Origin of the sequence: Akkermansia muciniphila ATCC BAA-835 (genome assembly GCF_000020225.1) — a bacterium.
Classification (GTDB): domain Bacteria; phylum Verrucomicrobiota; class Verrucomicrobiia; order Verrucomicrobiales; family Akkermansiaceae; genus Akkermansia; species Akkermansia muciniphila.
Genome location: NC_010655.1, coordinates 2,578,641 through 2,604,752 on the forward strand (window position 1 = coordinate 2,578,641; position 26,112 = coordinate 2,604,752).

A 26,112-nucleotide genomic window follows, 5' to 3' on the forward strand; every position below is an offset into this window, starting at 1 on the left:
CGGGCGGCAAAGGATAGTGTAAGGGCATCATGCAACAAACCGCACGCGCCGCTGTCCTGACAGCACCAAAGACATTTGAAATCCGTGAATATCCCATTCCCGCCATCGGAGACGATGAAATGCTGATCAAGGTGGAAGCCTGCGGCGTTTGCGGAACGGACGGCCACGAATACAACCGGGACCCCTTCGGCCTCTGCCCCGTGGTCCTGGGCCATGAAGGCACCGGGGAAATCGTCGCCATGGGCAGGAATATCACTAAAGACACCGCCGGAAATCCCGTAGCGCTGGGGGACAAGATCGTCACCTGCATCATTCCCTGCGGCACCTGTGACGCCTGCCTGAATACTCCGGCCCGCACCAACCTGTGCGAAAATGTGGGCGTGTATGGCCTGATGCCTGACGACGACGTGCATCTGAACGGCTACTTCGGGGAGTACCTCGTCATCCGCAAGGGCTCCACATTTTTCAATGTTTCCGGCATGACGCTGGACCAGCGCATTCTGGTGGAACCCGCCGCAGTGGTGGTCCATTCCCTGGAACGCGCCAAGTCCACCGGGCTCCTCAAGTTCAATTCTGTGGTTCTCGTGCAGGGCTGCGGCCCCATCGGCCTTCTTCAAATCGCCACGCTGCGCACGCTGGGCATTGAAACCATCATCGCTGTGGACGGCAATGACTCCCGCCTGGAACTGGCCAGGGAAATGGGAGCCTCCCGCACGTATAACTTCACCCGGTACGCGGATCTGAACGAACTGCTGGATGCCGTGAAAAAGGACAACGGCGGCCGCCTGGCGGACTTCGTCTTTCAGTGCACGGGCGTAGGCAAGGCCGGGGCCAACGCCTGGAAGTTCGTGAAGCGCGGCGGCGGCCTGTGCGAAGTGGGCTTTTTCATGGATGGAGGGGAAAGCGTTATCAACCACCATTACGACCTCTGCAACAAGGAGGTAACCGCCGTAGGCTCCTGGGTGTACTCCCCGCAGGACTACCCGACCACATTCGACTTTCTGAAGCGAGCCTACGGCATCGGCCTGCCGCTGACCAAGCTGATCTCCCACCGCTTCAAGCTGGATGAAATCGCGGAAGCCCTGGAAACCAACGTCCAGATGAAAGGCATCAAGATTGCCGTCATTTGTAATTGCAGTAAAAATATATAAGTAAAAAATAACTCCATAAGATAATCCATGGAAAATATTTTTCTATTTATGTTGCTTTTTCCCTTTATTTAAAAATATCAAATAAAAAATAACAAGAACCAAACAAATCATAATCACTGTAATTGTTAAAATGTATGATTCTTTAAAAAATCTAAACAAACGAGGTAAAAATGGTATAATAAATCCAAACAAAGCCGATACTCCTCCTAACATGAGGCTAACATTCAAATGAAAAGACTCATCCAATAGATCCTCTAAATCATTTAAATCTAATGATTTTATACTACATCGAGCCTTTTTCACTTTTTCCATATACAAACTTAAATCTTCTAAATATTTCTGCTTTTGATCACCAGAAACATAAACATTACCTATTATTTCTTTTATTAATTCTTCACAGACCACAACCACATCATACAATTCCTCCTTTTTCACAGAAAATTCACGGGCTGCAGCAGAAATAATAGCGTTAACTATTTGATAATCCGGCAATCCTTTATCTACCACATATGCTTTTAAAAAATCAATAACTTGTTTATTAGCACTATGTACTGAATTGATATAATTCCTCTTATCCTTCCTTTGCAAAAGCCATCTTGTTACATAAAATACTATAAATCCGCTAATAATCCCTCCCCCTATCCCAGAGGTCCAAGGGTTTTCTAAAAAAGATTGCACATCCATATCTTTCAAGGAAAGGTCAGATAATAAAAAATGTCAACAAGTATTTTCCAAATACCAAATTTTTGTATAAAAATATATAGGATACATTACTTTCCCCACCGTTCCGTGATGCCGCCGTAGGAGTCAATGCGGCGGTCACGGAAAAAGGGCCAGATGCGGCGGTGGTCTTCCAATGCGTCCAGGTCAAGGTCCGCGTACAGGATGGCTTCATCGCTGACGGGAGCCTTCGCCACAATCTGGCCATAGTAGTCCGCCACAAAGGACTGCCCCCAGAATTCGCTTTCCCCTTCCGTCCCCACCCGGTTGACGGCGCAGACATAGCAGCCGTTGGCCACGGCATGGCCGCGCTGCACGGTTTCCCACGCGCAGTGCTGCTGTTCCCCCAGCAGGGGCTTTTCCTCCGGCAGCCAGCCGATGGCCGTGGGGTAAAAAATGATTTCCGCCCCCTGCATGGCCGTCAGGCGCGCGGCTTCCGGGTACCACTGGTCCCAGCAGATGAGCACGCCGATGCGGCCGAATTTGGTGTCGAACGCCTTATAGCCCAGGTCGCCGGGGGTGAAGTAGAATTTTTCTTCAAACCCGGGATCCTGCGGAATATGCATCTTGCGGTACATGCCCAGGAACGAACCGTCCGCATCCACCACCCAGGCGGTATTGTGGTAAAGCCCGGTGGCGCGCTTTTCAAAGCCGGAGGCAACAATCACCACGCCCAGTTCCGCCGCCAGTTTCCTGTGGGCTTCCGTCAATTCCCCGGGAACAGGTTCCGCCAAGTCGAATAAATCGCATTCCTCCGTCCTGCAAAAGTATTCCGTGGTAAAAAGTTCCTGGGTGCAGACAATCTGCGCGCCGTTGGCGGCGGCTTCACGGATGGCGGATTCCGTCTTTTCCTTGTTCACGGAAGGCCGGGCATCTGCGGACAGTTGAATGAGTGCAATTTTCGGCATGCCCCTTCCTTACCCCGTTTCCCTTCCCATTCCAAGCAGGGAAAATGAACGCGGCGCGATTATTTGGTGGAAAACGGCCCGGAAAGTGCTATGAAATTGCAATATGGAACCCGTCACCCCCACTCTGCCCGACGACGACGTAGCCGCCATTGACCGGCTCGGCGCCATTTACAAGGAGCTTTCCTCGGAATTGAGCAAAATGATCATTGGCCAGCAACGCGTCGTGGAGCTGCTGAGCATCGCCCTGTTTTCCCGCGGGCATGCCCTCCTGATGGGAGTTCCGGGCCTGGCGAAGACGCTGCTGGTCAGTTCCGTGGCAAAAACGCTGGACCTTAGTTTCAACCGCATCCAGTTCACGCCGGACCTGATGCCCGCGGACATTACCGGCACGGACATCATCCAGGATGATTCCGCCGGCGGCAAGCGCCAGTTCGAGTTCATCAGGGGGCCCGTGTTCGCCAACATCGTGCTGGCGGACGAAATCAACCGCGCCCCCGCCAAAACCCAGTCCGCCCTGCTGGAGGCCATGCAGGAGCGCCGCGTCACCGTCATGGGCCGCACCTTCACCCTGCTCCCCCCCTTTTTCGTGCTTGCCACCCAAAACCCCATTGAACAGGAAGGCACCTACCCCCTGCCGGAAGCCCAGCTGGACCGCTTCATGTTCCTGATTGAAGTGGACTACCCCACGGAGGAGGAGGAAATGCGCATCGCCCGGGAAACCACCGGAACCCGGAGCGAGGAACTCAAGCACATCCTCTCCGGGGAGGAAATCATCTTTTACCAGGATCTGGTGCGCCGCGTTCCCGTTCCGGAACATATTTACGAGTATGCCGTGAAACTGGTGCGCGCCACCCGCCCCACCCTGGAAACTTCCCCGGAATGGGTAAAGCAGTATGTAGCCTGGGGCGCAGGCCCCCGCGCCGTCCAGTTCCTGATTCTTGGGGCCAAGACCCGCGCCGCTCTCCAGGGCAGCTACATCGTCCGCAGGGAAGACATAGACGCCATTGTGGAACCTGTGCTGATGCACCGCGTGGTCACCAACTTCGCCGCGGAATCCCAGGGCATCACGCCCCGTAAGGCCGTGGCGCGCCTGGCGGCGGAAATCTGACCGCCGTCCCGGCATCATCAATCCCCTTTCCCTACCCCATGAAATACCTGAATCACAACCTGCTCAGCCGCCTGGGGAACCTTCCCCTGGAAGCGCGCCACAGCATGACGGGGAACGTATCCGGCCGCCATAGAAGCGCCAGCCGCGGCTCCTCCGTGGAATTTGCGGAATACCGCAAATACGTGGCCGGAGACGATACACGCCGTCTGGACTGGAAAGCGTATGCACGGTCGGACAGGTATTACATCAAGGAGTTTGAAGCGGATACCAACCTGCGCGCCTACATCGTCATGGATCTTTCCGGCTCCATGAATTATCATCCGGAGCAGGTGGAGACCAAGTATATGCGCGCGTGCAGGCTGGCGGCCAACCTGGCTTACATTGCCATCCGGCAGGGAGACGCGGTGGGACTGAGTTTTGCCCGGCAGACGAAGGACGGCGCCGCGCTGCACATCCCCGCCTCCCGCCGCCCCGCCCACCTGAACGTGCTCATCAGCCAGATGGACACGCATTCTCCGCAGGGGGAGACCGTCCTTCCCGATACCCTGCATGAACTGGCGGAACGCGTCGGCCGCCGCGCCCTGGTGTTGATTTTCTCAGACCTGTTCACAGATACGGCGGAGCTTAAAAACGCCCTCCGCCACCTCCATTTCCGCAAGCATGACATAGCCGTATTCCATCTGGTGGACCAGTTGGAAATAGATTTTGACTTTGACCGCCCCATCCGCTTCGTGGACATGGAAGGCGGCGGCTCCCTGATTACGGAGCCGGACCTTATCGCGGACGAGTACCGGGCTATCGTGGCCAGCTATCTGGAAGAAACGCGCCGGATCTGCACGGATATCAATGCGGACTACCGCCTGGTCAGAACCGGAGATTCCCTGGAAGACGTGCTGACCGGCTTCCTGATGGGACGTCAGAAAAAGAAGGCGGCCGGATAAATGCCCGGCTGTCTCACGGAACGGTTGATTGCTCCGCGGAACGGATGCAGGATGCACCCAGACGCTCCCCGGATTGCAGGAAGCGTCTGTTTTTCATCTCTTTCCCTTTTTTCCATTGTGGATGCACCCGTTAAAATGATCGTGGGCCTGGGCAACCCGGGCAGAACCTATGAAGACACCCGCCATAACGCGGGGTTCATGGTGCTTGACCGCCTGGCCGCCCGGTGGGGGGCCGTATTCAAGGCGGACAGGCAGCGCAAGTGCGAGGTGGCCGCCGGCCCCGGCGTCCTGCTGGTGAAACCCTCCACGTTCATGAATGAATCCGGTCTGTGCGTGGGCCCCATGATGCGGTTTTTCAAACTGGATCCCCGCAGCGTGTTCGTCATTCATGATGAAGTGGATTTCCCCCTGGGCGTGATCAAGCTGCGGGAAAAAGGCTCCGCAGGCGGCCACAACGGCATTAAATCCCTCATCGCCCACATGGGCACCCAGGAATTCCCGCGCCTCCGTTTCGGCATCGGCCAGCCCCGTGGCAAAGGGGAAATGATAGGGCACGTGCTGGGCAAATTCCGCCCGGAGGAACGCGAGCTTCTGGACGTGACGCTTGGCAAGGCGGAGGACGCCGTGCTGTACACCATGGAACACGGCATTACCAGGGCAGGCAATATTTTCAACGCTGTTCCAGGCTGACAGCCGCATGAAAGGCCGCCCCATTTGCGCCATGACGTATCCCTGGACGGGCCGGAGAGCGTTTTTTCCTGAAGCCGGAGCAGCCCGGGCCGCAGGATGATACGGCTGCCTCAGGCGCCTGGCGGCGTCCAGGAATACTCAGGGGGCGCGCATGCCTTCTTTTTTCGCCCGTCCGCCATGTACGGTATTGCTAAACAAACGGGAATCCGTTAGGATTTTTGCACGTTTTCCCCACTCCTCAGGACCAATCCTGCTTCATCTTCATGGCTGAATTAAGTTCACAAGCTCCCCGCAGGCACATGCAGGCCAACAAAAGGCGGCATCCCAAGGCAAAGCCCAGGAAACGATTCTGGAGCTTTATCCGAAAGCTTGTCCTGTGGTGCCTGGTGATGGCGGCTATCGGCGCGGCCGTGGGATACTTCGGATTCATGATGGCCTGGAAACGTTATAACAACTGGGCGGCGGAATTTGATCTGGAACGCATCAATGACCTGGAAAAACCCAGCATTATTTATGACCGGAACGGGGAGGAAATAGGCCGTATTTATGTGGAGAACCGCAGCTACGTCACGCTGGACAAAATCTCCCCCGCCATGATTAACGCGCTGATTGCCCAGGAAGATTCCCGCTTCCGGGAACATCCGGGCTATGACTTCCTGGGGATTCTGCGGGCAGGCCGGGAGTATATCCACAACAGCGGGGACGCCAACCAGGGCGCCTCCTCCATCACCCAGCAGCTTGCCAGAAATGCGTATGACCTGAAAAACCGTGCCAAAGCCAGGAATGAGGGCAGCTTTGGCCGCAAATTCGTGGAAATAGCGCTGGCGCGCCGCATTACGGAACGGTACAGCAAGGACCAGGTTCTGGAATTTTACCTGAACCGCGTTTACTTCGGCAGCGGGTTTTACGGCATCCGGGCCGCTTCCCTGGGCTACTTCGGCAAAGAGCCGGCGGACCTGACCACCCGGGAGGCCGCCTCCATCGCCGCCCTGATCAAAAACCCGAACGGACTTTCCCCTCTGAATAATCCGGCTAGCAATCTGAAATGGCGCAACCACGTTCTCAACCGCATGGCCAAGGAGAAATACATTACGCCGGATGAAGCGGAACGCCTCTCCGCCATGGAGCTGGGGCTGAATCCCAAGCCGCTGAAACGCGGCGTCTCCCACATTTACGACCGCATTTCCTCAGAAATCACCGCATACCTGGGAGAGGAGCGCGTCAATGCCGCCGGGCTTAAAATTTACACCACCATTGACAGGCAGCTCCAGGAAGTTACCGGAAAAGCCCTGGAACAGGCTCTGGAAAACATTGAAAAACAACCCGGTTACCGTCATCAGAAGGCCGCAGACTACCACAGCGGTTCCGCGAACAAGCCGCGCTATCTGGAAGGAGCGCTGCTGGTGGTGGACAACAAATCAGGCGCCGTCCTGGCCTACCACGGAGGCAGGGATTACACCAAGCGCCAGTATGACGCCATCAGGGACGGAGCCCGCCCCACCGGCACCGCCATCCTCCCTTTCCTGTACGCCACAGCCTTTGACACGGGAAAAAGCCCCGTCACCCGCATTCTGGACGATGCCATCGACAACCGCCTGACGGGCATCGGTGGTTCGGAAGGAATCCTGGGGGAATGGGGGGCGGAAAACTCCAAAAACCGTTATGAAGGCATGATTACCGCCCATCGCGGCCTGTCTGCCTCCAAAATCGCCGCCTCCCTGCGCATGGGGATGGAGATGGGCACGGCCCCGTTCGTCAAGAAGCTGACGGATTTCGGCATCCGCAAGCCCGTGAGGGAAGCGGGCAGCACGGAAGTAAACCCCGTTTACCGCCCCAAAATTTTCGTGGGCACGGAACCTGCCTCCCTGAAGGAAATGACGCTGGCCTACACCGCCATCCCGAACGGGGGTTCCCGCCCTCAGGATATTTACTATCTGGACAGGATAGAAGATGAAGACGGGCAGCTGATCTGGGAATCCACCCAGGCGATTGAAACCCGGAACAATGCCCAGGTACGGAAGGGGGCCACATCCACAGCGACGGCCTTCCAGCTTCACAATATCCTGAATTCCTCCCTGAAAAACGGTTCAGCCCAGCGCATTGCCCCGCATCTGCCGAAAAACTTCAAGGGCGGCGTGAAAACAGGCACCACGTACGACTTCGCGGACAACTGGCTGTTTGGCTATGACAGCCGCATTACCTGCGGCATCTGGGTAGGTTTCCTGGAAGGCAAAAAGCCCATTTATCACGGAGCCTTCTCGTCAGACACCTGCGCTTCCGTGCTGGGCGCCGCCATCACGGAAGCGGAACGGCAGTTCCCTGCCGGAGAACTGGCCCCTCCCCCCAGCGTAGAGCGGGTGGAAATCTGCCTGACCACCGGGAAGAGGGCCACGCACAGCTGTTATGACATTGACCCGTCGGATAAAAAATACCGCCGCCACACCATATTCGAATACCTCCGCAAGGGGGATTCCAGCCTGCCCTTCTGCGACCTCCACGGGGAGGACATTTCTGCTCCCGTCTCCACCTTCACTGCCCAGAACCGCATTCTTCCCCTGCCGCCCATCCTGCCCACCAGGCCCATCCTCCAGGGAGACGATCCCTACCATACGGAGCTGAACCAGGTCCCGGCCAACCGCAACTTTGAACTGCTGGGCGCAGGAGAAAACGTGCCGGAAGCGCAAGCCCTTTCCGCAGATCCCGTTTCTTCAGACCATACGGATACAAGCATTACGTTGCCGGCACCCAGGCCCATCACCATTCCCGTGCCGGAATTCATCCACCTGTAACTTCTTCACCTCATGCCTTCCCCATCCCAGGACACGGTAGCCTGCACTTGCCCGTCATGCGGCAACCTCTTTGCCGTGAAGGCGTCTTTTCTGGGACGCCAGGTAAAATGCCCCATCTGCACCGCTTCAGTCACAGCCAGGCAGGAAGCAAAGCCCAGGCCGGAAACGGAAAAACAGGACGCCGCCCCCTGCCTCTGCCATGTTTGCGGCAATCCCTTTGCCGTCAGGGCCGCCTGCGTAGGCAGCCGTGTGGAATGCCCCGTCTGCCACTCCACCGTCACGGCCGTCAAACGGGAAGAAGCACTTTCAACATTCCCGGGCCGGACGCCTGAAGTTGCAAAGAAAGCGCCCGGAAATCCGAAACAACCGGCTATTCCGTCATCTGCCGCCGGTGTTCCGCACACTTCCGCGTACTCCGCTCCGCATACACCGCTCGCACCAAAGAAAAAGACGGACAGACGGACCATTTCCGTTCACGGGCCTACCACTCCGGGCCCCAATAAATCCACGACAAAAATCCGTAAAAGGAAAGAGGGAAACGCCGCTCCGGCCATTGCCGCGCCACGCTGCGCCGCCCTGGCCCCGGAAGAACCGGAATACCGCACTGCCGCCGCGGACCCCATGCGCAGCGAACGCCGGCCCACTTGGCATATATGGCTTTTTGTCGCGGGACTGGTTCTTTCCCTTCTGGGCGTGTTCATGTTCCTGCGCGGGAGGGATATGGAAGCGGAAAACTCCAAACTTCTGAATATCTCAGACCGGTTCGTGGATCATGAAGCGCTCTTTTCACAGGAAGTGAATAAAGACCTGCTGGAGCAATTGCAGCAGAGGGAGCGGCAATACCGGCTCATAGCCCACAGCCGCAGGGAGGAAGACCGGAAGGCGGAATCCATTTCCCCCCATATCACGGCGGCCATGAATGAACTGGCCCTTTACTGCATGGCGGAATCGGATGAAGAGAGGCTCAACTACGTGATGAATCCCGCAGCCGTAGCTCCCAAAATGGCCTCTTGGGCCTCCTACGGCCAATACAAGGACTACCTGCCCCAGGAAGCGGGCAGAAGCTCCAAAAACGGGGACCTGCTCCAAATCACCGTGCTGATGGACGACAACACTATCCGCCCGGCGGTTTTCCTGTATGACCGGAATTCAGGAAAATGGAAGCTGGACTGGGAAGCCTGGGAGGGCTATTCCCCCATGCTTCCGGCGGAGCTGGAAGCCAAAAAGCCCTCCACCCCCGTTCCCGTCAGAATCATCCTAAGCATGTCCGGCATTTATCAGCCCCCTTTCCTGGAGGAATCCTCCGCGGAAAGCTACCGCAACACGTCATATCTCAACTTCACCCTTGAGTTCCCCAACGGGGAACGCCTGAATGCGTACGTGGACAGGTATTCCCCGCTGGCCCTGGAACTGACCAGGCTGCTTTACAACGGCCCCGTGCGCACCTGCGTGCTCATCCGCTATCCGGAAGACCTGCCCGGCAACCGGGCCGTTATTATTGACCAGCTTCTGCACTCCGGCTGGATGAGCGACGCCACCCGCAGGCTTCTTCCCCCCCAATAATTGAAAATCAAGAATCGGTTCCCGCTTTCCATGAGTTCCAAAGCACTAGCGCAAACACAGGACAAAGCCCTCCAACTCAACCTGGCTTCCACCATTTACGGCACCTTTGCGGAAATCGGAGCCGGACAGGAAACGGCCAACTGGTTTTTCCGGGCATCCGGAGCCGCCGGAACAGTGGCCAAAACCATTTCCGCCTATGACATGACCGTCAGCGACACCCTGTACGGGCCGGTCAAGCGCTACGTTTCTGAAGAACGCCTGAAAGGCATGCTGGACTACGAATTTACCCAGCTCATCAACCGCCTGGGCCCCCAGCGCGGCAAAGACACCCGCTTCTTTGCCTTCTGCAATACGGTAAAAGTCAAAGGCTACCGGGACAACGGCCCCTGGCACGGCTGGATAGGGGTGCGCTTCCAGCTGAAACCGGAGGCAAAACCGTCCGACCTGATTATTCACGTTCGCCTGAACGACCCGGACCACGACCGCCAGATGAAGGACCTGGGCATCCTGGGCGTCAACATCCTGCACGCCGTCTTTTTCAAAAGGGACCGTCTGGAGGAATTCATTGAATCCCTGGTGGACAATCTGGATCCCCGGCTGGTGGAAATAGATGTCGTCCGTTTTGAAGGCCACGGTTTTTCCATGGTGGACAACCGTCTTTTCGCGCTCCAGCTCGTCCAGTCCGGCCTGACGCCGGCCACCCTGTTCCTGGCGAACGGCCAGGTGGCCCAGGCGGCGGATGTGCTGTACAAGCGCCCCATCGTGTTGATGAGGGGCAGTTTCAACCCCGTCTGCAATCTGCACCTGGAAGTCATGGCCCAGGTGAAAAAAACCTTCCTCTCCCACATCAATGAGACGCAGGCGGACCGCTGCATGGAAATTTGTGAAATATCCATGAATAACCTGCTCCGCGGCGATGATGTGGACCATCTGGAATTCCTGGACAGGGCGGACAGCCTCAAGGCTCTCGGCAAAAACGTTCTGATTACCAAAATGGCCCGTTTCGACAACCTGTCCGGGCTGCTGGCGCGCTACACGAGAGAACCCATAGCCATCGCCCTCTCCATCGGCCTGCTGAATGAGCTGTTCAAGGAAAAATGGACGGAGGACATTCCCGGAGGCATTCTGGAATCCTTCGGACGCACCTTCCAGAACAAAACGCGCCTGTACGTCTCCCCGTGGCTCAACCGCAAATCCGGGGAATTCGTCACGGCACGCACTTTCCGCGCGCCGGAACAATACGTGCACCTGTACCAGCACTTCCTGGCGAACGGCCTGGTGGTGGACGTGCCCTTTTTCAATGAATTCCTGCTGCGCCACACGCCGCGGGACATCCAGCGCATGATCGCTGCGGATGAAGACATCTGGAAAACGCTGGTTCCGGAGGAAGCGCACCGTTCCGCCCTCCACTTCCGCTGAGTTCCTTTTCAGCAGGCCGCCCCTTCCTCCCCGCGGCACGGCCCTCCCAATGCCGCGGTCTCTCCGTTCCTGAAACCGGATAATCCGGCACGGCCCCTCCCGCCTGCCCTGCCGGGCTTCCCGCCACTGGTCAGGAAAACTTAACAATTCCGTAAGATTGTCTTGCCATAAGGCAGGAATCTCATTAAGGTCTCCGAGTTCCATTTTTATCATGAATACCATTATTATCGGCTCCCAATGGGGCGACGAAGGCAAGGGCAAAATGATCGATTTCCTGACGGAATCCGCCGACGTGGTGGCACGCGGCCAGGGCGGCAACAACGCCGGCCATACTGTAATTGCCAATGGAAAGAAATATATTCTCCACCTGGTTCCCTCCGGCATCCTGTGGCCGGACAAGCTTTGCGTCATCGGTAATGGTGTGGTGCTGGACCCCATCGGCCTGGTGGAGGAAATCAATGAACTCCGCGGCCAGGGCGTGACCATTACAAAAGACAACCTTCTTATCTCCGACCGCGCCCACGTGGTCCTTCCCTTCCACAAGGAAATGGACGCCGCCCAGGAATCCGCCCTCGGCAAAAAAGCCATCGGCACCACCAAGCGCGGCATCGGCCCCACTTACGCGGACAAGGCGCGCCGCATCGGCGTGCGCATGGCGGATATGAGGGATCCCGCGATTTTTGACGAAGTGCTGCGCCGCCGCATCAGGATGGCGAATGCGGAAATGGAACGCATGGGCCTTCCCGCTATGGATGAAGAAAAAATGGTGGCGGAAGTAAGCGCCGCCGCGGATGTGCTGCGCCCCCACATCACCAACACCATTCCGGTTATGCACGAAGCCGTGGCCTCCGGAAAAAGCATTCTCTTTGAAGGGGCCCAGGGAGCTTACCTGGATGTGGACTTCGGCACCTATCCGTTCGTCACCTCCTCCAACACCTCTTCCGCTGGCGCCTGCACCGGCACGGGTGTTCCTCCGCACAAAATTGACCGCATCATCGGCGTCTGCAAGGCCTACACCACCCGCGTGGGCGCAGGCCCCTTCGTCACGGAGGATGAAGACATCTCCAACCATCTGCACAGCATGGGCCGCGAATTCGGCGCCACCACGGGCCGCCCCCGCCGTTGCGGTTGGGCTGACGGCGTGCTGCTGCGCTTCTCCGCCATGTTCAACGGTTTTGATGAAATGGCCATGACCAACCTGGACGGCTACGACAAGTGCCCGGAAATTAAAATCTGCACGGGTTACGATCTGGACGGGGAAATCCTGGCTTATCCGCCCGCCACAGTGGATGAATGGGAACGCTGCAAGCCCGTGTATGAAACGGTGCCCGGCTGGATGCAGGACATTTCCTCCTGCCGTTCCTGGGAAGAGATTCCGGAACAGGCCAAGAAATTCGTCAAACGCATGAGCGAGCTCATCGGCTGCCCCGTCACAACCGTGGGCGTAGGCCCCGACCGCGAACAGACGATTGCCGTGCAATAAACCTCGGCAGTTCTCGTTATTATTTCCTTCAAAGCAGTTCCGCATGCATGGCGGAACTGCTTTTTTATTGTCAGCTAATAAAGGCCGAACACACGTTTCAACGCTTTCTCCGCCACCGTTTCTCCACGGCAGCGGCATGGGAAAAACTTATTTTCCACCCTGCATCTTTGCATGAAGCGCGGAAATGCCTCCTCTAAAACACATGAAAACGGCAATTTTGCCGCTTCCAGGTCAGGAAAAAGCAAATAAATATCATCCAAAACAGCCCGGCGGAACTGGTGAAGCTACCGTTGGAAAGCCCATGCCTGGGAGTTCCCGGAATGATTTGACGGATACGGATACTTCCCTCCTGATGATAATAAAAGAGGAGGCGGGATCTTTCCCGCCTCCTGTAAAACAGCAATTGGACTCCCCGGCTCAGGCACGTCTGCGACGCATCATGAGGGCAGCCAGACCAATCAGGCTGAGGGATGCCGTGGCCGGTTCGGGAACGGCAGCCGCCGCAATGGCATTAAGATTGGCTTCCTGGGAAGCATTAGCCTGCAACGTGGTATTATCCACGACAAGGTATTTGACGTAATCCGTGCCATAGGTAAATGAAGTCAGGGCTCCGAACCCGCTCGCTTTCAACCCTGAATCCTGACCACCATAAGTGGTGGCGGTTCCTTCGGAATCAACCAGGGTCAGGTAAGTCCAGGTTCCGGTGCTGGTAATCTGATAAGTGATGGCGGCGGATTCATAGCTGTTTTCGGTGAACAATTCCTTCAATCCCGTATTCAAATTGAGTTCAGAACCGTTGACAGAAGTAATCGTGCGGTTGTAGTTCTCTCCTTGCCAGGAACCATAAATGCCCGCCGTGGGAGTTCCTGAAGAAACGTAGTTGAGGCCCAGGCCGATCATATTATTATTGGCGGAAAAAATATTCGCCTTGACGTTACCTGCCAGAATGGCGTTTTGGAAAGCCTGAGCGTCCAGGGCCATGGTCACGGAGAAATTGCCGTAACCGGAGTTTATACCCTCCGTCAGGGTATATGATCCGCCTGCTGCCTGCAATTCACTGGAATCCAAAGTAAGGACGGTTGCCCCCTGAACCATGAGGGAAGAAGCTACTACACAAGAAAGCAAAAATAATGTTTTCTTCATTTGACTGTTCTAGGTTGAAAAGAAAAGAGCGACGCGCTCTCCCAGTGCGGTACATATAGGGGATTTAGAATCCGGGAACAATAACAAATATTGAAAATCAACGTCTAATTCATCTTAATCAGTTGTTTTTTAATATCATATATAATTTCTGGTCTTTTTTTATTTCATCTTATCCGAATACAGGTAAATATGTTATGAGAAGGAGAAAATATTTAAGTGCGCAGCGGATTCTAAATTCGCAATAAAAATTACAGAGAAAATCTGATGCTTTTTTCCCGTTTTACACTCCTTTTGGCTCCCTCACCCGACGTACATTCAGACAGCCCCCTGCAAAAAACAATAATCTCCCTAAGCTACCATGTTCCAACTGGTTCCACTTCTTTTGCGGAAGGAATACGGCGGTGGGAGCTGCCCCTCCGCTTGCCCTATCATGCCTGTCTTAGGAAAAGGCCCCTGAAGGACAGCCCGCCTTTCCTTTTTCCGGAAAGACGGTGAAAAACGGATATTCGTGTCAGCATTTAAACGGAGTTATGATACTTCCGGGAAAAGCCTTGTCTGACTGTCTGTATGAGACATGCCATTCTTCCCTCCATGTGCGCTGTTGCCGTCGCAGCCTCCTGCAGTCCCACCCTTGCCCAACAGGCGGCTCCCGCTGCGGCGGCTTCCCCTGCTTACCTGAACACGGAACGCGGTCTGCGCGTGAAAACTCTGGAAGGCAGGGAAATAAGCCCCAGCCTGATGAAAGGAATGCGCCCGGAAGAACAAATCACCAAAAGGACGCCCGGCGTTCCCACCAGGCCCAGCGTACTGCTTCAGCATGAAGGCGGAACTTCCGCTCCCGGCCTGGAATGGTTTGCGGCCAGGCCCCTTAAAATGATGCCGTACCTGGACAGTTCCTACGTTTTCGGCAATACCTGTGCGGAACCGAACGCCTGGATACGCGAAGACATGATTTCCACCGGAGCGCAAAAGCTCAAGACCGCTCTCTCCAGATACGGCATTACTTATTCCGCCCAGTTCGGATTCAACTACACGGGGCTGACGGGCGGCGGCCTGAACGGAAAAACGGATTTCCCCTCCTACAATGGTTCCCTGCTGACCAATATCACCATCTTCCGCAATCATTCCACGGGCAGCGGCCTGTACCTGGCCTCCGAGTTCGACTTCGGCAACGGCTTTGACTTCAATGAAGGCAGTAAAGGCCCCAAAACCACGCTGGGCTCCCTCCAGAACCCCACCAGCTCCTTCCAGGGCCCGGCCCCCCACCTGAGCAACCTGAGCCTGGCATGGGTGGGAGCGGGAGGAAAGCTTCTGCTGATGGCGGGCCAGCTGGACACCACCAACTACATGGACCACAACGCTTACGCCAATTCCCATAACAATAACCTCACCAACAGCGTTTTCGGCAATAATCCCGTACTCCCCCTGACTGATAATTCCCTGGGATTCCATTTCGCGTGGCAGCCAACCACCTCCTTTTACGTGATGGGAGCCACTGCCGCCAATAACATGGCTCAAAACCACAATCCTTTCCGGAACCTGAATTCCGACAATTGGACGAACGTGCTTGAATTCGGCTACGTGGCGGAAGATTTTTGCAGCATGGGCCCCGGCGTGTACCGCCTCCAGCCCTTTTTCACCACCAGCAACGGTGAAAACGGGGGCGGCGTGGCCGTAAACTTCCAGCAGCAGCTGGGCCGCAGCAGCCACTTGGGGTGGTTCTTCCGCGGCGGCTGGGCAAGCGATGACGCAGCCACGCTGACCGGCGTACGCTGCGCGGCCACCACAGGGCTGGTGCTTCTTTCCCCCTTCCGGGGAAAGGGCGCATCCAATGACGGATACCTGGGCCTCGGTTTCCTCTGGCAGCAGGGGGCTAAAAAGAACGGCCCGTACGTGAACAGGAATGAATACGGCATTGAATTGACGTATGTGGCCCAGGTGACGCCCACCATGACTCTCCAGCCTGATATTCAGCTTGTCAAGAATCCCGTCAACGGCCGCAGAGGGCAAACGGCGGTGGTTTTCCAGATCCAGAACGTCTGGTCCTGGTAAAAGCCCTCCCGGAAAACTGGAAAATATTGATCGCATTTCCCGGAAATCCTGTCTAAATGGAAATGTTCTTATTTGGACCACGCACATGAAGCGCATTCAGCAACCTTCCATGCAGGAGGCGGAGCAGGCCTCCCTGAATCATGAGATTTTAAATACATGGCGTCCCGGGGAAACTCTGGGGGAACACATGGAGCGCCGCGGCGTCAGCCGGCGCGAATTCAACAAGTGGTGTCTGAAAATGATCTCCCTGATGGGCGTTGCCACTGTAACGGGCGGCATTTCCAACGCCCAGGAGATTGCGGACAAGATGGCCGCATTGAAACGTCCCGTAGTCATCTGGCTCCAGCTTCAGGAATGCACCGGATGCCTGGAAAGCACTATCCGCAGCTATAACGAGGAAATCGGGGACATGGTGCTTTCCGCCGTCTCCATGCCTTACGTGGAACTGCTGATGGCCCCTTCAGGAGAGGCCGCCAATCAGGCTCTGGAAGACGCGATCAGGGAGCCCCACATCCTCGTCATCAACGGTTCCGTTCCGGTCAATGACGGCGGGGTGTACTGCACCGTGGCCGGAGATACCGTGGAGAACATGCTGCGCCATTGCGCGGAAAACGCCTCTCATATCCTGGCCGTGGGTTCGTGCGCGTACTTCGGCTCCATCCAGGCCGCCCGTCCCAACCCCACCGGGGCCGTGGGCATCCGGGACATCCTGACGGACCGCACGGTCATCAACGTGCCCGGCTGCCCGCCCATCGGGGACGTGATTACGGCCGTCATCATGTACATCCTTACATTTGACCGCGCCCCGGAATGCGACCTGGAGTCGCGCCCGCTGATGGCATACGGCACCCGCATCCACAATAATTGCCCGCGCCGCGCCCATTTCGACGCCGGACAGTTCGTCAACGTGTTTGACGACGAGAACGCGCGGGAATGCTTCTGCCTGTACAAGGTGGGCTGCAAGGGCCCGGATACGTTCTCTCCCTGCCCCATCGTCAAATGGAATGGCGGCGTCAGCTTCCCCATCCAGTCCGGCCACCCGTGCATCGGCTGTACGGAGCTGTACTTCTTTGACCGCATGACTCCGTTTTACAAGACGCTGCCGAACGTGAACGGCTTCGGCGTGGAAGCCTCCGCCAACATCATCGGGGCTGTGGGCGTAGCCGGCGCCGGAGCGGCAATCGCCGCCCATGCCGTGGGCTCCGCCATTCATTACAGGAAGCAGCACATGAAGGAGGAAGCAAACGTCTCCCTGCCCGCCTTCGGGGACGCTCCCGGCTCGCCCGACAAGGAAATTGAAGAATAGCCAGAAGCCCTCACCACCAGATTACCATGAGCAATTACACATCAGCGGACGTTCCGGAATCCAGCCGGGTGGTCATTGACCCGGTAACGCGCATCGAAGGCCACCTGCGGGTGGAAATGGAGGCCGGGGACGGCGTCATCAAAAATGCCTGGACGTCCACCACGCAGTACCGTGGCATTGAGGTGATCGCCTGCAAGCGGGACCCCCGGGACGTTTGGGCTTTTGTGGAACGCATCTGCGGCGTCTGCACGGGTACGCACGCCATCGCGGCCCTGGCTGCGGTGGAAGACGCGCTCCAATACCCGGTGCCCGTCCAGGCCCGCCTCATGCGAGACCTGGTCAGCGGAGCCCTGGGCATCCAGGACCACGTCATCCATTTTTACCAGCTCCAGGCCATGGACTGGGTGGACGTGATGTCCGCCCTGAAGGCGGACCCCGCGGAAACCGCCGCCATCGCCAAGTCCCTTTCCGACTGGCCCCTGTCCTCCGCCGCGTATTTCGCCGGAGTGCAGAAGAAGCTGAAGGACTCCATCGCCTACGGGCAATATTCCATCTTTACGAACGGCTACTGGGGCCATCCGGCCTACAAGCTGCCGCCGGAGGTGAATCTGCTGGGCGTGGCGCATTATCTCCAGGCCCTGGTCTGGCAACGGGACATGATCAAAATCCACACCATCCTGGGCGGCAAGAACCCGCACCCGAACTTCCTGGTCGGCGGCATGGCCTGCGCCATCAACATGAACAATGACCAGGCCATCAACCAGTTTTCCCTGAGCTACCTGAAGCAGCTGGTGCAAACCTGCCACGATTTCATTCACAAAGTATATTATCCGGACATTGTAGCCATCGCCGGATTTTATAAGGACTACGCCCACATTGGCGCGTCCAACCCCAACTTTTTCTGCACTGGGGCTCCGTCTGAAATCAACACGGGCGCCCCCGCCGGCAAAGGCATGATCAAGCCCGGCGTGCTTCTGAATGGGGATTACAGGAACGTGCTTCCCTTTGACCAGGACAAGATCAGGGAATTCGTCACCAGCTCCTGGTACAGGTATACGGAAGGCAGGGACGCGGGCCTGGCTCCGTATGACGGGGAGACGAATGCGGACTACAACGGCCCCAGGCCGCCCTACAAGTGGCTTTCCGACCACCCGCAGTACACCTGGGTGAAAGCCCCGCGCTATGACGGCCACGCGATGGCCGTGGGTCCGAACGCCCGCATGATGATTGGCTACGCCCAGGGGGTTCCCGCCATCGTGGAACGGGTGGATGCCGCCTGCGACAAGCTGGGCCTGCCGCGCGACAACGCCTTCATGAACTCCACGCTGGGCCGCGTATACGGCCGTGCGCTGGACGCCCTGATCAACGTGGACATGATGGTGGACCAGCTCCAGGAAATGACGGACCGCATCAGGAACGGGGAAACCTCCACCTTCAACCCGGAAAAATGGGAACCGGAAACCTGGCCCTCCTCCTGCAAGGGCGTGGGCTGGGTGGAAGCGCCCCGCGGCAGCCTGAGCCACTGGGTGCGGATTGAAAACGGCCAGACGGTGAATTACCAGGCCGTAGTCCCCAGTACATGGAACAGTTCCGGACGGGACGCGGCGGGGCAGATGGGGCCATATGAATATTCCCTGGCCCATACCGGGAAACACCCGCTGGTGGACCCCTCCCGCCCGGTGGAGCCCCTGCGCACCATTCACAGCTATGACCCGTGCCAATCCTGCGCCGTCCATTTGTTTGACGAAGAAGGGGAGGCCATTCTGACCAGACAGGACCCGTGAAAACGACTCTTATCGATAACGACCTCACCCTGGCGGTGGAGGATGCCATTCCGGCCAGTCCGGTGTACGCTCCGGAAGAAATCCTGGCTCTGGCCGTGTGCGCCTCCCCCAACGGCAGCAGGGACGCGGGAGACCTGGCCCTGCTCCATGCCGCGCGGGAACGCGGCATAACCCTCCCTTACGCCCAGCGGGAAAACTCCTGGGAGGCTCCCTCCCGGGAAAGGCCGTACAGCACGGCTGTTCTGAAAGCCGCAGACAAGGCGGACGCCTCCCCTTTCATGGTAGCCCGCGGCAATCTGAAGGCGCTGGAAAAACTGTGCGAAGTCAGCTCCCTGGAAAAGGAGCGCATGAACAAGGCCTTTGAAGAGCATTCCCCCTCCGGCTTTGAACCCGTGGCCGTGGCCGTCCACCGGTCCGGCGCGCCGTGGCGCCTGTTGGGCGTCGTGCCCATGCACGCCATGAGGGATGTGCGCCGCCTCTCCATGGCCAAGGCCAATTTCCGCTATTTCCACGTCTGGGACTGGCCTCTGCGCGTGCTGCACTGGACGTGGGTGCTCTGCATCATCGGCCTGTCCGCCACAGGCATCTGCATCGCGGAAGGGTGGTTCCTGAAAATGGGGGATCTGCACGGGGCTTTCCAATTCGGAACGCTCCGCTTCGTGCATTACGCGCTGGGGTGGATTCTGGTGGTGGTGATGATGCTGCGTTTTTCCTGCTTTTTCATGGCCTCCAACAAATACCAGAGTTTCCGGGCCCTGTTCCCCGTTTCCAGACAGGAGTGGAAGGATTTGTACGCCACAGCGGTGGACTACCTGTTCGCCCGCAGTTATGACGGCCCCCGCTACATCGGCCACAATCCCCTGCAGCAGTGGACATACACGGGCGTGTACGTCCTGTTCACCACCATGGTGGTGACCGGGCTGGCCCTGTATGCCCTGTATGAGCCGCGCCACTGGTTCTACCGCTGGTTCATGCCGCTGAACGACCTGATAGGCATTCCGTACGTGCGCCTGGTGCATTTGATCGGCATGTGGTGCTTCATCATCTTCGCCATGATCCACGTGTACCTTTCCATCCTTTCCGGGAACGTGGACCGGGACGGCACCATCTCCTCCATGTTCAGCGGCGGACGATGGCTGCGCAAGGGCGTCAAATTCCGGGATGAATAACCTCTCCGCCCTCCCCTTGACATGAAATTGGAGCCATACACGGAAGAACTGCGGGGCTGCCCCGTGAAGGGAAATGCCTATCCCGTGCTCGTGCTGGGCATCGGAAACCCGCTCATGGGGGACGACGGCGCAGGCGTGGAGCTGGCCCACCGCCTCCAGGAACGGGACTACGGCCCGCTGGTCCACGTGGAGGAAGGGGGAACGCAGGGCATGACCCTGCTTCCCCTGCTGGAAGATGCGGACACGCTCATCCTGCTGGACGCCGTCAGGACGGGGGCCCTGCCGGGAACCGTCGTCACGCGCAGCCGGGAAGAACTGCCGCGCCACTTTTCCCGCGTTATGTCTCCCCACCAGATAGGCATGAAGGAAGTGCTGGGGGCGGCCCAGCTGTGCGGCACCCTGCCGCGCGCCATCACGCTGGTGGGAGTGGAGGCCCTGCATACGGATTTCTGCCGCCCCATGTCCGCGGAGGTGCAGGAAGCCTTGCCGAAGGCGCTGGACACGGCGGAGGCCCTCATCGCCCGCGCCCTGGCGGAACATCAGGCCCGGAAAAACGCCCATGCATGAAGTAGGCATCATGGAAGGCGCGCTGGACATGGCCCGGCGACTTATGGAAAAACGCGGAGGAAACAGGCTGAGGCGCGTGCACATGACCATCGGCAGCCTGAGCGGCGTGGTGCCGGAAGCCCTTCAATCCGCCTTCCTGGCCCTGAAAGACTCGTATGCGGCGCAGGATGCAGCCCTGGACGTCGCCTGGGTGGAGGCCGTGTGCCGCTGTGATGCATGCCGGGCGGATTTTTCCTTTACGGAACACGGCTACATCTGCCCCGGCTGCGGAGAACCGGCCCTGGCCATCCTGCGCGGGCGGGAACTGGAGCTGACCCGTGTGGAGTGGGAATGAACAGTGCCCCTTCCGGGAAAAATAAGGGAAATTTACGCGAACACTTTCCCCGGACGGATGGTCTAATATCATTGGAGCGCATCCATCGCGCCTCAAACGTCAAACCAACTATGTAACCAGAGCCATGAGCAATATCAACCCATTCATTCTAACAGGGATGATGCCGCTTTCAGCCTCATCCATGAACCGTGTCTCCTACATGTGCCCGGTCACCATCAGCAATGATGTAGTGCAGGGCCAGACGGACATTCAGGATTCCCTTACCGTTGATTCCGGCGGAAATCTTTACATCATCAACGCTCCTGTTTACGTGGGCGGCCCCAACCAGCCGGACCACGGGCACCGCACCGCCCACCTCGTCATCCGGAACGGAGGCGCCATGACGCTCCTGGGCAATCTGCCGGACCATATGACCGTTTTCCTGGGGGACAAAGCCAACGGCAGCCTGGAAATCAACGGCGGCCGCCTTCTGATGGGCCAGGGGCGCATTCAGGGCGCCAGGGAGCATGAAGGCAGAATCGCCATGACGGACGGCTGGCTCTTCGCCTCGGAAGTGGATCTGCCGGCGGAGGGCTCGGAACTCGTGATCAGGCACGGCCTGATGCGTATCAGAAAACTCTCCGGCAATGCATCCACCCGCATTTACGGAGGCGTTCTGCACGTAAAGGAGGAAGCCCGCGCCAGCCGCATCCATCTGATAGACGACGGCGTGCTGCTGCTGGGCAGCGTCACCAGCCAGCCTTCCGCGGACGTCATGGCCGGAGCGGGCATCAACTTCCGCGGGGACGGCGGAGCGCTGGTAATCCGCATCCCCCACCCGGAAAACGCTCTGACGCGCACGCGGGAAGCGGAACATGTCTTTGACGAACTGCTCCGGAGGGGCAAGCTCTTTCATGACAGTGAACCCATGACCAGCTTCCAGGGGTTCCATATGAGGGAGTTCACGGGGCATGACGGACTGGCGTACGCCGCGCTGCGCCCCTCCGCCCAGCTGAACGCGGAACAGAATCAGGTTACCCGCCTGCTCCATACGTTCATGTACGGCGGCAGTGAAAAGGACATGCCCATCTGAACCCCTCCGGCAAATGGAAAGCCCTCATCAAAAAACCGCCGGCATTCCGTACCGGCGGTTTTTTCATCTGTTGATCTGCTGAAAAACGGAAAAACGTTATTTCAGGAATTTAATCGTGAAGGGAGCCACATAATCGTAATTCCCGTTCGCCGCCTTGACGGCAGCGATAATGGAGAAAACGATCCAGGCGATAACCACCACAGGGGCGAGCACGAACCCGATCAGGATCAAACATGAAAGACAGGCCGCAACCGTATAAATCGCCCAGGAAATCTGGGCATTCAGAATATTCTTTCCTACTTTGTCCACCAGAGGGTTGGCATCCTTCCAGACCAGCCAGCAGATCAGGGGCGGAATAATGTTCACGCCGGCGGAGCCTCCGAAAAAGACGGCCACCAGCGGAGAAACCGCCGTCAGGATAGCCTGCGTTTTATCCGATTGTTTCTCAGGGGCGGGCTCCTGAACCGGTTCCTGGATGATTTGTTGTTCTTCGTCCATAAAAATAAAGAGATGGAAAGCGGATGAAGGAGAACGGAAACCTTTTCCGTTTCATTCCGCCTTGATGAGACCTTTTTTACATATTCCTCCCCGTAGTCAAGCTTCCAGACCGTCCGTCCCCTGAATAAAAAACGTTCTCCAGCAATCATCCTTGCCACCAAGCAGGCCGGAAGCCATACTGCCGGGCATGACCAATGCCCTGACGCTGCTCGTCTTCTCCGCCTGTCTGGGAGCCTGCGCCCCGGGAATACCGGAAATCCCGCCTCCCGCTTCTTCCGTCACCCGCCGTGAAGCCCTGGCAGCCAGCCGGGCCTATACCTCCATGATTTGGCGGGGCTCTCTCCGGAATGTCCGCCACGGGACGGACGGGGACGGCATCCGGACAGACACGCCGGACGCCTCCGCAGCCGGATATGATGCCGGAGCATGGTGGAAACCGGGCATGCGTTCCATCGGCATGCCGTACAAATGGGGCGGCTTCGACACCCCGCGACAGTTCTCCGAACGCCTGAAGGCGGATGCCGCCAACGGAGGGCTTCCCGCTGCGGCCGGCGACATGGGCACCCCGGAAAAGCAGGCCGCGGGAGACGCCGCCGTCAGCCGCTTTGCCGCCGGAGTGGACTGCTCCGGCTTCGTCTCCCGCTGCTGGCGGCTGGACAGGCCCTTTTCCACACGGGAACTCCCCGCCCTCTGCACGCGGCTTCCCTCCTGGGAAGACCTCCGGACGGGAGACATCCTGATTGTGCCGGGGCGCCATGTGCTCCTGTTCATTCAGTGGGAGGGAACGGAAAAGAGCAGGTTCCTGGGCAGTGAAGCCGGCCCCCTGCCGGCCTGGAAATGTTCGGAGCATGTGTTCAGCCGCTCCATGCTGGAAAACAGCGGTTACCGCCCCATGAGATACAGGGGCATGCGGGACTAAAAACAGGTTCCGGAACATCCGTGCCCCTCTTTCTTTCCCGGAACAGGAATAAGGGGGAAGACATCGGGAAACATTCCGGAAGTTTTCCTCTCCCCCCTTCCATAAAAAGAAACCCGGCATCCCATGCGGCAGGGATGCCGGGCTGCAGGCCGCCCCGTCAAAGGCGGCGGCCTGGCCAAATGCCGGGAATTACAACGGCTGTACGTTCATATGGAACACCTTCCCCTGGAAGGAGGAGCCAAGTTCCTTCAGAGGCAGAATGAACGTGGAACGGTGAACTTTGGGACGATGCTTGAATTTGTCCGAAAAATCCTTGGACTTGTCGGAAAAATTCTTCAGCACGGCAGTTCCGGCAGGTTCCCCGTCAAGCAACAGGCTGGTTTTCTCCGGTTCTCCCACAATTTCCACCTTGACCTTCTTGCCTACGGGAAGCTTGGCGCCGAAGGAAAATTCCAGAGAATCGTCACGGCGGAATCCGACGGTGCCGTCCTTCATGACCGCAAGCAATTCGCCCTCAGGCGCAGCAAGCAGCACCTGCTCCTTCCCTTCCGGAGCGGCAGTCAATTCCAGTTCCATGGTCAGGCGGTAATTCGGCCCCAGGGCAGGTTTGTCCAGCTTCTGGGGGAGGGAGGAAGGCTTCACCGTCAAGGGCTGGCTGTCTTTCCATTTGTGCAGGGGATTGGTGCGCGGAGCGTTGCCGATGGAGGAAACCAGCTCGCGATGCTGTTCAAACGTATCCGGAGCTTTGGCGGTTCCCCACAGTTTCTGGCTGAGCACGTCCATGGAACCGGAAATGATCCCCCAAATGTCATAAGGCGCGTACCCCGTATGCATAATGTCCGTTTCATCATTCCAGACGGCGAAGGTGCCTCCGAGGAGCTGGGGATGCCCGGAAGGCAGCGTTTCATTGCCGATGCGGTTGGGAATCCAGTTATTGTACAGCCCCTTATGGTTTCTGTCCATCCGGTAGTAGCCGGCAAAGGGAACGATATAAAGGGCTCCATCGTTCGTATTGATCACATCATAGCCCTGGTTGACGGCTTCCCATGCTTTCATCCAGCCGGTGCTCCAAAGGTTCATCTGGACCCCTTTGCTGACCACCGGGGTCTTGCCCGGCTTGGCGCTGAGGCTTCCCCAGATGCGGGGCGTATAACCGCGCTTGAGGGCATGGGTGAGCACGGCGTTTGCAAAGTGGCGGTAATCTTCCTTGTCCCCATAAAATTCATCCGCCCCCACATGCACCACGCCGCAGTCCGCGAACACGGGACGACCCAGTTTGGGATCCTTCAGCATGTATTCGTCAAAAACCTTGCTCACCAGGTCGATCGTTTCCGGGTTGGCGGCGTCCAGCATCTCGCAGCGGCGCTTCTCATGATTCATGGGCCCTTTATAAATGAGATCAGGCCGCAGGCGCGTAAAGGAAAGGGCATGCCCCGGCGTGTCGAACTCCGGAACAATATTGACGCCGTACTTTCTGGCATAGCTGACCAGGTCGGCAAATTCCTTCTTGGTATAAAAAAGATCCCTGGCTGTCAGGGGCGTTCCGTCCTTTCCCTTCATTTTGGATTCCAGGCGGAAAGCCGCATAGCTTTCCTTGAACGGATCATGGCCGTTGTCCACATAGTGTTCGTGGAAAATATAGTTGTTGTTGATGACCAGGTGCAGGTCATTCATCTTGTACCAGGCCATGGTGCGGATCACGTCCTTCAGGTAACTGAGGGGGTAAGGCGTGCGCGCGACATCAAGCATGAACCCGCGGAGCTGGTAGCGCGGAAAATCCACGGCCGTGCCGCAGGGCACGCTGCCGGGCGTCTGGCGGAGCATCTGCAGCAGGGTGCGCGTGCCCCAGAACAGGCCGGTGGGAGCCGCCGCGCCAAGGCGGACGCCGTCCCTGGCAATCTGGAGCCGGTATCCTTCCCTGCCCAGATTGCCGCCCTTCAACAGGGAAAGGGAAATATCCGCCTTCGCCCCGGGGGCGACAAGCTTGACCTTCTTCCCCAGCACGTCTTCCATATCCGCCGCAAACAATTTGCCCAGCTCCTTGTCCGGGCATGCTATGGTGACCGTATTCCCCAGCTTATATTCTCCCTGTCCCCCCTTCCATTGCAGGATTTCCGGGATAATCCGCGGCTTGGGGTTGCCCTGGGCGGCCTGAGGAGCCTGCAGCATGATTTCATAATCTTTGCTGACGGCTTCCTTGCCGTCCTTGGTCACCTTGAAGCTGACGTTGACGGGGGTATCTGAAATAACAGGGGCTATCTTGCCTTTGCTGTTGACGAGCTGCTCATAGTCGGCCCCCAGCAATTTAATCTGGGCTCCGGAAACGCTCGGCATGGGCAGTTGCTTCGCTCCGGCTTTCACCGGAGGGATGGAAAGGGAATCCGCAATCTGCTTGGCGTCCTGCCCCATCACGGGAGACGCGGCAAGAACGGCGATCATCAGGAATAGGTTTTTCTTCATGTTTTAGTCTTGTTTAGGAAAAGGAAATGTCTGATT

At 57.7% G+C, this 26,112-nt stretch carries 21 protein-coding genes; 16 read left to right on the forward strand and 5 right to left on the reverse strand.

Annotation, left to right across the window (positions count from 1 at the left end):
• Positions 1 to 29: 29 nt before the first annotated feature.
• Entirely contained in the window at positions 30 to 1,151 is a 1,122-nt protein-coding gene (locus AMUC_RS11295) for a zinc-dependent alcohol dehydrogenase (RefSeq protein WP_012421139.1), read from the forward strand.
• A gap of 42 nt (positions 1,152 to 1,193) precedes the next feature.
• On the opposite strand, the gene AMUC_RS11300 is transcribed toward AMUC_RS11295, so the two are convergent.
• Together AMUC_RS11300 and AMUC_RS11305 are read right to left on the reverse strand one after the other, a co-directional pair.
• Positions 1,194 to 1,835 (reverse strand): hypothetical protein, encoded by a 642-nt coding sequence (locus tag AMUC_RS11300; RefSeq protein WP_012421140.1) that lies wholly within the window; start codon positions 1,833 to 1,835, stop codon positions 1,194 to 1,196.
• Positions 1,836 to 1,921: 86 nt separating this feature from the next.
• Entirely contained in the window at positions 1,922 to 2,779 is an 858-nt protein-coding gene (locus AMUC_RS11305) for a carbon-nitrogen hydrolase (protein ID WP_012421141.1), read from the reverse strand.
• A 103-nt stretch (positions 2,780 to 2,882) separates the two neighbouring features.
• On the opposite strand from AMUC_RS11305, the gene AMUC_RS11310 reads away from it, so the two are divergent.
• From AMUC_RS11310 to AMUC_RS11340, 7 genes are all read left to right on the forward strand, one after another.
• Positions 2,883 to 3,887, forward strand: coding sequence for an AAA family ATPase (locus AMUC_RS11310; RefSeq protein WP_012421142.1), 1,005 nt, complete (start codon positions 2,883 to 2,885; stop codon positions 3,885 to 3,887).
• A gap of 38 nt (positions 3,888 to 3,925) precedes the next feature.
• The gene (locus AMUC_RS11315) at positions 3,926 to 4,828 is read left to right on the forward strand and encodes a DUF58 domain-containing protein (protein ID WP_012421143.1); all 903 of its coding nucleotides are present in this window, start codon (positions 3,926 to 3,928) and stop codon (positions 4,826 to 4,828) included.
• A 51-nt stretch (positions 4,829 to 4,879) separates the two neighbouring features.
• Positions 4,880 to 5,518, forward strand: coding sequence for an aminoacyl-tRNA hydrolase (gene pth / locus AMUC_RS11320; RefSeq protein WP_233420550.1), 639 nt, complete (start codon positions 4,880 to 4,882; stop codon positions 5,516 to 5,518).
• A 263-nt stretch (positions 5,519 to 5,781) separates the two neighbouring features.
• Positions 5,782 to 8,307: a transglycosylase domain-containing protein gene (locus tag AMUC_RS11325; protein WP_094137922.1), complete on the forward strand. Its 2,526-nt coding sequence runs from the start codon at positions 5,782 to 5,784 to the stop codon at positions 8,305 to 8,307.
• A 12-nt stretch (positions 8,308 to 8,319) separates the two neighbouring features.
• Positions 8,320 to 9,870, forward strand: coding sequence for a hypothetical protein (locus AMUC_RS11330; protein ID WP_012421146.1), 1,551 nt, complete (start codon positions 8,320 to 8,322; stop codon positions 9,868 to 9,870).
• Positions 9,871 to 9,900: 30 nt separating this feature from the next.
• The gene (locus AMUC_RS11335; RefSeq protein WP_012421147.1) at positions 9,901 to 11,289 is read left to right on the forward strand and encodes a P-loop NTPase family protein; all 1,389 of its coding nucleotides are present in this window, start codon (positions 9,901 to 9,903) and stop codon (positions 11,287 to 11,289) included.
• Positions 11,290 to 11,500: 211 nt separating this feature from the next.
• Positions 11,501 to 12,772: an adenylosuccinate synthase gene (locus AMUC_RS11340; RefSeq protein ID WP_012421148.1), complete on the forward strand. Its 1,272-nt coding sequence runs from the start codon at positions 11,501 to 11,503 to the stop codon at positions 12,770 to 12,772.
• 417 nt (positions 12,773 to 13,189) lie between these two features.
• Here the strand turns inward: AMUC_RS11340 and AMUC_RS11350 are convergent, their stop codons facing one another.
• On the reverse strand, positions 13,190 to 13,915 hold the full coding sequence (locus AMUC_RS11350) for a PEP-CTERM sorting domain-containing protein (RefSeq protein ID WP_042448462.1): 726 nt from the start codon (positions 13,913 to 13,915) through the stop codon (positions 13,190 to 13,192).
• A gap of 567 nt (positions 13,916 to 14,482) precedes the next feature.
• Between AMUC_RS11350 and AMUC_RS11355 the strand changes: the two genes are divergently transcribed.
• The 7 genes from AMUC_RS11355 (at position 14,483) to AMUC_RS11385 (ending at position 22,199) form a co-directional block, all read left to right on the forward strand.
• Positions 14,483 to 15,967: a carbohydrate porin gene (locus AMUC_RS11355; RefSeq protein ID WP_012421150.1), complete on the forward strand. Its 1,485-nt coding sequence runs from the start codon at positions 14,483 to 14,485 to the stop codon at positions 15,965 to 15,967.
• Positions 15,968 to 16,052: 85 nt separating this feature from the next.
• On the forward strand, positions 16,053 to 17,273 hold the full coding sequence (locus AMUC_RS11360) for a hydrogenase small subunit (protein WP_099421481.1): 1,221 nt from the start codon (positions 16,053 to 16,055) through the stop codon (positions 17,271 to 17,273).
• A gap of 26 nt (positions 17,274 to 17,299) precedes the next feature.
• The gene (locus AMUC_RS11365; protein ID WP_012421152.1) at positions 17,300 to 19,057 is read left to right on the forward strand and encodes a nickel-dependent hydrogenase large subunit; all 1,758 of its coding nucleotides are present in this window, start codon (positions 17,300 to 17,302) and stop codon (positions 19,055 to 19,057) included.
• Positions 19,054 to 20,226 (forward strand): cytochrome b/b6 domain-containing protein, encoded by a 1,173-nt coding sequence (locus tag AMUC_RS11370; RefSeq protein WP_012421153.1) that lies wholly within the window; start codon positions 19,054 to 19,056, stop codon positions 20,224 to 20,226. The genes AMUC_RS11365 and AMUC_RS11370 overlap by 4 nt, the downstream gene beginning before the upstream one ends.
• A gap of 21 nt (positions 20,227 to 20,247) precedes the next feature.
• A complete protein-coding gene (locus AMUC_RS11375) occupies positions 20,248 to 20,793 on the forward strand; it encodes a HyaD/HybD family hydrogenase maturation endopeptidase (RefSeq protein WP_012421154.1) in 546 nt (181 codons plus the stop codon).
• Positions 20,786 to 21,127, forward strand: a complete 342-nt coding sequence (locus tag AMUC_RS11380; RefSeq protein ID WP_012421155.1) for a hydrogenase maturation nickel metallochaperone HypA/HybF — start codon at positions 20,786 to 20,788, stop codon at positions 21,125 to 21,127. Before AMUC_RS11375 ends, AMUC_RS11380 begins: the two co-directional genes overlap by 8 nt.
• Positions 21,128 to 21,308: 181 nt before the next feature.
• Entirely contained in the window at positions 21,309 to 22,199 is an 891-nt protein-coding gene (locus AMUC_RS11385; RefSeq protein WP_102742247.1) for a hypothetical protein, read from the forward strand.
• Positions 22,200 to 22,295: 96 nt separating this feature from the next.
• Here the strand turns inward: AMUC_RS11385 and AMUC_RS11390 are convergent, their stop codons facing one another.
• Positions 22,296 to 22,697: a DUF4870 domain-containing protein gene (locus AMUC_RS11390; protein WP_012421157.1), complete on the reverse strand. Its 402-nt coding sequence runs from the start codon at positions 22,695 to 22,697 to the stop codon at positions 22,296 to 22,298.
• 187 nt (positions 22,698 to 22,884) lie between these two features.
• Between AMUC_RS11390 and AMUC_RS11395 the strand changes: the two genes are divergently transcribed.
• A complete protein-coding gene (locus AMUC_RS11395) occupies positions 22,885 to 23,616 on the forward strand; it encodes a hypothetical protein (RefSeq protein ID WP_012421158.1) in 732 nt (243 codons plus the stop codon).
• A gap of 189 nt (positions 23,617 to 23,805) precedes the next feature.
• Here the strand turns inward: AMUC_RS11395 and AMUC_RS11400 are convergent, their stop codons facing one another.
• Entirely contained in the window at positions 23,806 to 26,076 is a 2,271-nt protein-coding gene (locus tag AMUC_RS11400; RefSeq protein WP_012421159.1) for a beta-hexosaminidase, read from the reverse strand.
• Positions 26,077 to 26,112: the final 36 nt, after the last annotated feature.